An 8781-nucleotide genomic window follows, 5' to 3' on the forward strand; every position below is an offset into this window, starting at 1 on the left:
CAATGTCTTCTTCCCGTGCTTTCTCAGCCATACGTACGTCTCCCATAAGACTCCGGCCCGTAATATATCTATCCCTTGGAAAATTGGGCATTGTTCAGATTAGCTGGTTCCAGCAGCAAGCATACGCTTGCAACCACGTCTTAGCAGTTTCTGGATGAGTGTTCGAAAGTGGTTTGTGAACGTCTCAGTTCGGCGTTTACGTTTCTTGAACACCCGCTCGACGCTATTCCGATTTCCATAGATGACATACTGAAATCGGAGCCCGAGGTGGTGACAGGCCGCCTTCAGCTAGGGTGCCCCATCGACCAGGAAGATCGCGTCGTCGACGAGATGTTTCTCGCGGAGTTCGCTGAGAAACATCTCGGTGATAGTGGTGGTCCTGGTCGGGGAGAGCGCGACGTGAAGCAAGCGGTTAGTGGCGTGGTCGACCGCCGCGTACAGCCAGAATCGCTGGTCATTGATCTGGATCACAGTCTCGTCGACGGCGACGTGATCCGGGGTTCGGCCGTTTTCGGGCTGTAGATCGGTCTTCTGAATCCAGTTGTGACGGTGGTGCGACACCGATCGACACCCAGACCAGCGAGGACCGAGACGGTATCCGCCAGCGACAGCCCCGCGAGATGGAGCTGGATACCGAGCTTCATCACACCCTCGGGTGTCGCCTCTCGCTCCACAAATCCTCACTCCGGGAAGCCGCTACGCTCGGTAAGGCGGTCGATTTCTTGCATAGGCACCAAGAACTGACGACCGCCTCACTTTTCGATCTTATCTGAACACTGCCGGAAGATTGAGTAAAGGATTGAAAGGGGGCAGGTGATCAATATCTCCGTTGGTCACCCCAATAGAGGAAAGGGATCCAGAAGGACGGGATTCCCATACGCCAAGTACCGAACCGTTTGTCCAGTATTATTTCGATGAGGAGAGGCAGGAGCTTGGTTCTACCCTTCGAAGACTAACGACTTCACCGTGACCGGAAGGGCACCTGTTGCCGCAATTGGTTCACCAATATCAATGTACCCGAATTGAGTGAGTTCGATTCCATCAACGATGATTATGGGTTCATCGATACGATCCGTTGCAAGGTTTCCAAAGCTCATCGCGAGATCAGACTCGAAAACCGCGATGAGCGGGGTACCACCATTCGTGTACTCGTTCCAGTTTACAATCACAGCCGTCAATAACCGGTCAAGGAAGTCGCCAGAAGGGGTACCATGGAGATGGAATCCGAAAGCGAATGGCGAGTCCAATTTGTGGATATCGTATAGCTCAAGTTTCTCCGCAAATTCGTCGATGAGTGTCTCGGTTTCCATCTCAATGTCAGCCACGAATGGAACCAGAGGGATGTTTCGAAGCGGAAGAATCTCACGGTCAGTAATAGTCACCGTATTGCCACTCACCTGAACGGTATGTTGATTCGATCCGACGGCAGTAGCTCGAATCCCCACATCGAGTTCGGCCACATCTATATTCCGTGCGTTCACTTCATTCCGGATGGCGTTACCCAGCTCAGCACCGAGGTCATTATACGTTTTAGTGTGTTGATCGTAGACGTACTCGGACCCACCGCCTGCGAACGTCATGACGTCGAATGCTATCGTGTCAGGTGGTTCTGTTACCAACAGGGAATCAGCGAGTGTCGAACGATCGTCATCCGTCACCTGAAAGAGAAGGTCAGAAAATCTCTTAGTGAGCAACTGACGAGCCGAGGCGTCGAGTGATTTGCCAATAGCGAAGTCTAGTCCCACATCGTCAGCCACACGCTGTGCGGCCTCCTCAATGTGATCAACTGCGCCATCATCGTCGAAGGTTACCAAGCGAGCTCCAACGTTAATCGAGGCGGTCTCCTCAACGAAACCATCGTCGATGTAGGCGAGTTTAGTCGTCCCGCCACCAATGTCCACGTGTAGGACGGTCTTTTCTTCAGTCACCGAATAATCGACAGCGCCAGACCCATGCGCGGACATTAGCGTCTCCAAGTTCGCCCCGGCCGCCGCACAAACGAAGTTGCCCGACCGTTCCGAGAATAGTTGCGTTATCGCCTCTGCATTTTCTTTTCTGGAAGCCTCACCCGTAGTAATCACAGCCCCTGTGTCGACATCTTCTGGGGAGTACCCGGATTCCTTATACCATCCATCAACGAGTTCCTCAAGTCGATCAGTGTCTATAGTCTGGCTATCCTTGTAGGGGGTAAGGTGAATTGGACTCTCATAGATTACTTCCCGGTCGACGATTTGGAACTCACTTGAATAATCTCCCCCTTGACGACGGGCTTGGAGGCGGGAAAGCATAAGGTGAGTCGTCGTCGTCCCAATGTCGATCCCGACAGAAATGAGAGCAATAGAGTCGATACCATGGACCTCTTCTAATGAATCTGTATCCACCTCATGCCATGGGACGTGGGTCATAAGTTCTAATTGTCGGGGGTGTAATCGACTTCCATATAGCTGTCAATCGGCATCTTTGACTCTCTCCCTTTTTCGACAAGTACTTTATCGAAGTGGGCTCGCACTTCAGCATCCTCCTCCGCGTGCATAATCCGATTCGTTCCCTTGCCATCAAGCCACTCGGAATTGAACATATCGAGATGTGGTGGATGGAAGACGAAGTCCCGGGCAGCAGTCGTACTTGTATTGAAGTGATGGTGGTACCATCCGGTTGGAGGTACAATCAGGGTGCCCGGTTCCCAGTCAAACTTCACTTTTGCATCATCCTCCCAGTCATCAAGCCACATCAAGCTGTAACCTTCCCCAGAGATGAACAGTAGCGCCGCACCGGGGGCGTGTCGGTGTGCGGTTTTATAGGTTCCAACTGGGAATTCCCCCACGTGGGCCTCCATCGGGGAGTCAGGGAACGGGAAGTGCATATTCGAATACTCGACACCTGTGGTGAGATCTCGATCGAGTTTGTCAAACGTGACGGCGTCGGGGATGAAATTTGCATCCCAGATGTTTGGCTTCTCTCGAGAGTATCCTACGCCTGGGTACTCCCCACTGTAGAGTGTCCCGTCAGATGAATAATATTCTTCGTCGGAAATGTTCTCCCAGTAATTATAGGGAGGGTTGAAGATCAGGTCTGCATCGCGTACCATCATGAATATGGTTGGAAGACCTGTACCAGCGAGGAGTCGAGCAGGCTCATCCGGCGATGTGTTGATGTGACGATAGGGGGAACTGCGGGGAAGATAAAACAACGAGTTGGCTTCCCATTCGAATTGAACCTTGTTCTCCCCCTCTCCAATGATGGTTATCCCGTTCCCCTCAGCAACATATACGATTTCATCGTAAAGATGGTGCTGAACTGCTGTCTCCCCATTGGGGGTTAATTCGTGAAGGTGGATGTCGTTCATCCCCTCCATACCGTATAAATTAATTAATGCTCCTCGTTCACCCGTTCGGTCCCACGGTTCGGTCTCGGCTTCGTATACATTTTCTAAATACAAGCCGGTATGAATCGGGATCCCCTCACCTTCGCGAAATTGTCGGTAAATTGCGGGCACTCGATCAGTGTAATCGTCGCCGCGCTCTTCCCGAAACTCGGTCACGTCTTTGATTACCATTGACATTGACTCACTCGTGCAATGAAGCATAAGTCTAACGATCGTTCAAACGTTTTTCCGCAACTGGCTGCAGTTTTCAACCCATTACCTAGTGAAGAAAATACAAATAGGAGAGGCAAGCGGAAGATCGTTTATTTCAAAGAATGCTACACCATCTATCGACCGCGTAGGCCTCCAGACACACGCCAATATTGGAGGATAATATGTGGGAGGATCGAAAGGAGCGTAATGATCACCGCCATAGTTGACGCCGTGTTCGCGTAACCAGCTCGGAGGACTGTGAGGAGTTCAATAGCGATTACTTCGCTTCCTGCCGTGTAGAGCAAGATGGGGATTGACACGTTCCGGATGACGGTGACGTATGTGTGCATCCAACCAGCGATGAAATCCTTCGAAATGAGCGGAAGTAGGATGCTGCGGAATGAACGGATCAGTCCTGCTCCACTGGCCAGTGACACCTCTACGTTCTCTGATCCGATACGTGTTAACGCCGGTGATGCATACCGCATACCGATTGGCAACGCAACCCCATGGTATGCGATAAACAGGATAAACCAAGTGCCATAAATCGGTGTCTGGATGAACACACTCAAAAAGCCCATACTCCTTGCAATTCCCGGGATTGCGAGGGGTACTGACGCAACGAACACGAACGTCTTAGAGAACGCAATATCTATGATTTGGTTGGCATAGGCAATGAGCATGCAGATGAGCATCCCTGTCGTCGGAACAATAACACCCACCAGAATCGTATTCCACAAGGCTCGTCGCCAGGCAAACGTTCCCTGAGCATTTCCAGCAAAGAGCGCAACGTAGTTCTGAAGACTGAATTGGGACAAGTCGGTCGACATCATAATCCCCGGAACCAACGAATCCCAAAGGATTGCCCCAAACGGTAACAACCCGGCAATTACGAGATACGCACCGACAAACGTGATCCCCAGTCCTTGTTTTAGAATGGTCGAATCGTATCGACGTGGTTCAGAACGACCAGCGCCCAAGACGGTTGTGAACTGGTCCTCCGCTGACTGAGCCTTGAGGTAATAAAGAATGAATACAGTAGTGATGGCAATCATAAAGACGGAGAATGAAAGTGCCTTACTGTAGCTGAGGTCGGCCCCAGAGAGGAAGATGTACGGAATCGCAGTACCGAAGGTGAAAATCCGCTCAGGGACACCTAGTACAGCCGGGGTCGTGACGGTTGCCATCGTCCTGACGAACAGGAATAAGAGGGTAGAGAGAACGCTCGGCCAGACTACCGGGAGGATAATCTGACGGAACGTGCGGATCCGATTCGCCCCAGCGGTGAAGGAAGCTTCGTCCATGGCCGCGGGAATATTTCGGATGGCAGGGAACATTAATAAGAACGCAATAGGAGCTGTGTGTACGCCCTCGACAAAGATCATCCCCCAAATAGATCGTATATCCCAGGGGGAGCTAGAAAGGTTGAATACAGCAATCACTGCTTCGGTGAGGACACCGACGTCTCCGAGAAGTATCACCCACCCCACTAGCGCCGCAACTGACGGGATCCCATATGGGATGAGCATCAACAATTGAACCCACATCGAATCGTTTAGATACTTCACGGTGAAGAAGGCAGCAAACGTTCCGACTGTGATAGCCAAGAACGTAGCTCCAGCAGCGTAAATAAAGCTGTTTAGCGTAATCTCGTATAGAAGGCTTAAATTCTCAAACAGGTAGGTGTAGTGCCGTAGCGTGAAGCCGAACTCGCCATCCGTGATTGGAAAGCTGTCGGCGAAAGAGAACACGAGGATAGAGCCAATGGGGAGGATGATTACAATTAGAAGCGAGAAAAAGATAGATAGGAGGATAATCCTCTGATCCCGCGTTTCCGGGATATATTTGTATTTCAACTCGTTCCACGATAGGTTGTTGATGTCTGGCATACTCATAGTTAATCACACACCTCTCCGGAGGTAGTAATTAGGCGATTCATCCCGTCTAAGTGTCTCCGATTTGCGGCCATGGTTCTAATATGGGCGGTAGGTGAAGATATCATCAGGCACTATGTGGAAGTTGACAGTCCTACCTTCCTGGATATCCCCGGATCTAGGCTGACGAGCTCGTATTGTAACGTCCCCAACACTGATAAAGAATTCATAGGTGCTCCCTAGGAAATTGATGTCTTCCACTTCACCTTTCCAATTGTTGACGGCCCCCTCTTTTCCTATTTGCACGGATTCCGGCCGGAAACCGATGATAGCTGAGGACCCTGCGTCAAATGGTGATACATCTACAGAGAATAGTCCGATGTCAGTTTGAATTCCCTCGGGGTTCGTTACGGTTCCTTCTATTTCCACCGAACCCCCGAAGAAGTCAAAAACGAATTTGCTATCGGGTTTGTAATAGAGATCATCAGCGGTGCCTTGTTGAGCTATCTTGCCATCCGGATTCATCAAGATGATTTTGTCTGCGAGAGTCATTGCCTCAGGTTGGCTGTGAGTGACGTAGACCGTCGTTATGCCAACATCGGACTGAATCCGCTTGATCTCGTAACGCATCTGGTGCCGGAGGTTACGGTCAAGTCCTGTGAGGGGTTCGTCAAAGAGCAGGAGATCCGGTTCATACACAATTGCTCGGCACACATTGACACGGGCTTGTTGGCCCCCGCTAAGTTGGGTTGAAGGGCGGTCCCGAAAATCCTCTAATCCTGTGAGTTTGAGGACATTCATCACTTTCTCTTCAATTTCATCCTCTGAATAATTCCTGACGCGTAGGGGATAGGCGACATTCTCGAACACGGTTAAATGTGGCCAGACATTGAAATTCTGGAAGACGAATCCTACGTTCCGCTCTTGGGTGGGAATGAAGATGTTTTTTGACGGATCGCTAAGTACGGTATCGCCGATCGTAATTTGACCCCCGTCAGGACGTTCGAGGCCGGCGATCGACCGCAGCGTTGTTGTCTTTCCACATCCGCTTGGGCCGAGGAGCGTTGTAAACTCACCATCCTCCGCGACAAAGCTGATGTCGTCAACAGCTGTGGTTTCACCGTATCGTTTTACTAAATTTTTGACACTGACTTTCATTATTGTAGTCTTCTTGGTGTTTCACGGCGGGATAAATCTTGGGGTGAATCGACTCGGACGCTTGAGCCAAGCACCTAATAGAATATACTCGTGCCTTGGTCGGATTATGCCTCGATACCTAGAGCATTCTTAAACCGTTTGTCCATAGCATCAAGATCAGCAGACTCTGCCCACTCGAAGCCCCCTAGCCACCAGTCATCCTTGTTGAGTCCACCAGGCTCCTTGACGATATCTTCGGAGAACTGCTCAACGAAGAGATCATACTCATGGTCAAATAAATATTTTAGGAAAAGCTCCGCCGCGTTGGGGTTTGGAGGTTCTTTAAACATTCCCCAGCGGGGCGAAGTTGCAGTCCTCGGGAACGGCTGTAGGTCACTCAGGGCCTCCAACGGTTCGCCGAAGTCGTAGTACTGATATTTAAGATACGTCGCTCCAAGCGGTGCTTCCCCCCTGGCTACCATCTGGCCGATGTCGAAGTGACTTTCATGGAGTGAAGCGATTCCGGCCAAGTTATTAATGTACTCATCAATCTCGCTCTCCGAAAAGCCAATATGGCGAAGGGAAGAGATGACCCGGAATCCGTCTCGGGGATCAACAAGCATCTTCTCGCTCCATTTGTCCTGGAAGAGTTCGTCGTTGTTTGCTGGTGGATCAGACACCATATCTTTATTCATAATTGGGCTGAGCATCTTCATCTCATAGGGTTTTCCGGTTATCCCTTTTGAACCCTTTTCTGCTACGTTATTTTCGACGGTAACGTCAGGTAGCTCCTGTAGCATCTCCCCCTGAATCACGGCCTGGTAGTAGAGCGGCGATACCCCTCCGTTTCCGTTGACGTCCCAATTTAGCTTACCAGCCTGCTGTTCTTGGATTAGGCGAGAGTACAATTCCTGCCCGTGGGCTCTCAGGACGTTGACTTGAATTCCGTAATCCGATTCGAAATCTTTGATGATTGGTTCAATGCCAGTCTGCGTTGTCGCGATCTTGAGGGCGCCCTCTTCTTTGGCCCGTTCTTCCAGAGACGGCGTCAACGTCTGAGTACTCGTTTCTTCGCTGGAGCTGCCGTCACTGCCACCGTCGCCGCTACTTCCACCAAGGCAACCTGCAACGCCTGCTAATCCTACGAATGAGGCTGTCCGCAGGAAGCTACGCCGGGGGCTGGTTTTCTTATTACACGACTCTCCTCTAGCGGGATCGGCTGTGTTATTCGACCGCATAGCCCACACATTGAAACGTTCATATATAAAAATTTTGAATGGGATTGATACATTGGGATGAACACGGCGATTAGGTGGATATGGTTGACTGTGCTGGCCGCCGCCCGCGTGCAATAATTTACCTAGGTATCTGCCCCAGAGAGTGAGGTTGGGTGTTCAAGTGTAGCTCAGAGAGTGCCTCCGAGAGACTCCGGGCCTCTTGATCGCGATTCCTCCATATCATCCAACCCTGTATGAACTCCATCGTATGCGAGGAGAATGGCTGTTGCATCTGAAAGTACTTCTTCGTTCAGAATTTCACTTCCATCGAAGAAAAATTTCGAATAGGTGTTGCTGCGAAGGTCGAAACAAAGTCTCCGATGACGGAAGGATCTCATTGTCTTGGCCAAACGCGTGGTAAAGATCCTTTGTGATACCCGAGTAAGTTCGGGGATGGACTTTGCCAAGCCTGCGTAGAGCGCGAAGTTGGCGATCGAAATGAGGTGTAACTCTTCTTGAAAAACGAATAGAGAGTCTTGGCTTATGAGGAACGCTCTTTTGTAGGAGATTGTTGAGACAGTTCAGCTGCTGCTCTGAAATTGAAGAGGGCAAGGACACCGCGCTCGCGGTGTCCGACACGAATGATTCCGCTGGATGTGTTTGGCTCGGAATCGCTCGCAGCGGACCTGCTCCAACAGGTTCGCTAGCGTGACGGCGTCGAATGCCCCCCGCTGCCGTTCTGACCGGACAGTCAAGAACGGCAGCTATGGGGCGTTTCAACGCTATCTCTGTAAGAATTGCGACCGCACGTTCAACGATAAGACGGGCACAATTTTCGCTCACTCGAAGGTTGCGCTCCGCAAGTGGTTGTTCTGGATTTACGCGTTTCTGCGGTTCAACACGAGTCTTCGCCAACTTCAGCGAGAGATCGGTGTCACCTACAAGACGATGCATCGGCGCGTCGAGCGCTTTACCA

General features: G+C 50.9%; 5 protein-coding genes and 2 pseudogenes. 1 reads left to right on the forward strand and 6 read right to left on the reverse strand.

Annotated features, from left to right (window positions below):
* Positions 1-94 precede the first annotated feature (94 nt).
* From FJT57_RS14720 to FJT57_RS14745, 6 genes and pseudogenes are all read right to left on the reverse strand, one after another.
* Positions 95-674: pseudogene (locus FJT57_RS14720) on the reverse strand (IS6 family transposase).
* 264 nt (positions 675-938) lie between these two features.
* Positions 939-2405, reverse strand: a complete 1467-nt coding sequence (locus tag FJT57_RS14725) for an ethanolamine ammonia-lyase reactivating factor EutA (RefSeq protein ID WP_144906557.1) — start codon at positions 2403-2405, stop codon at positions 939-941.
* 5 nt (positions 2406-2410) lie between these two features.
* Complete coding sequence (locus tag FJT57_RS14730) at positions 2411-3556, reverse strand: cupin domain-containing protein (RefSeq protein ID WP_162524376.1); 1146 nt, start codon at positions 3554-3556, stop codon at positions 2411-2413.
* Positions 3557-3711: 155 nt separating this feature from the next.
* Positions 3712-5472, reverse strand: a complete 1761-nt coding sequence (locus FJT57_RS14735) for an ABC transporter permease (protein ID WP_144906560.1) — start codon at positions 5470-5472, stop codon at positions 3712-3714.
* Between the two features lie 78 nt (positions 5473-5550).
* A complete protein-coding gene (locus FJT57_RS14740; RefSeq protein WP_144906562.1) occupies positions 5551-6609 on the reverse strand; it encodes an ABC transporter ATP-binding protein in 1059 nt (352 codons plus the stop codon).
* A gap of 104 nt (positions 6610-6713) precedes the next feature.
* Entirely contained in the window at positions 6714-7826 is a 1113-nt protein-coding gene (locus FJT57_RS14745; RefSeq protein WP_144906564.1) for an extracellular solute-binding protein, read from the reverse strand.
* Positions 7827-8446: 620 nt separating this feature from the next.
* Between FJT57_RS14745 and FJT57_RS17030 the strand changes: the two are divergent.
* Positions 8447-8781 (forward strand): annotated as a pseudogene (locus FJT57_RS17030) (transposase); the annotation flags it as partial.

The sequence above is a fragment of the Halobellus captivus genome (genome assembly GCF_007655485.1).
In the GTDB taxonomy this organism is placed as follows: domain Archaea; phylum Halobacteriota; class Halobacteria; order Halobacteriales; family Haloferacaceae; genus Haloquadratum; species Haloquadratum captivum.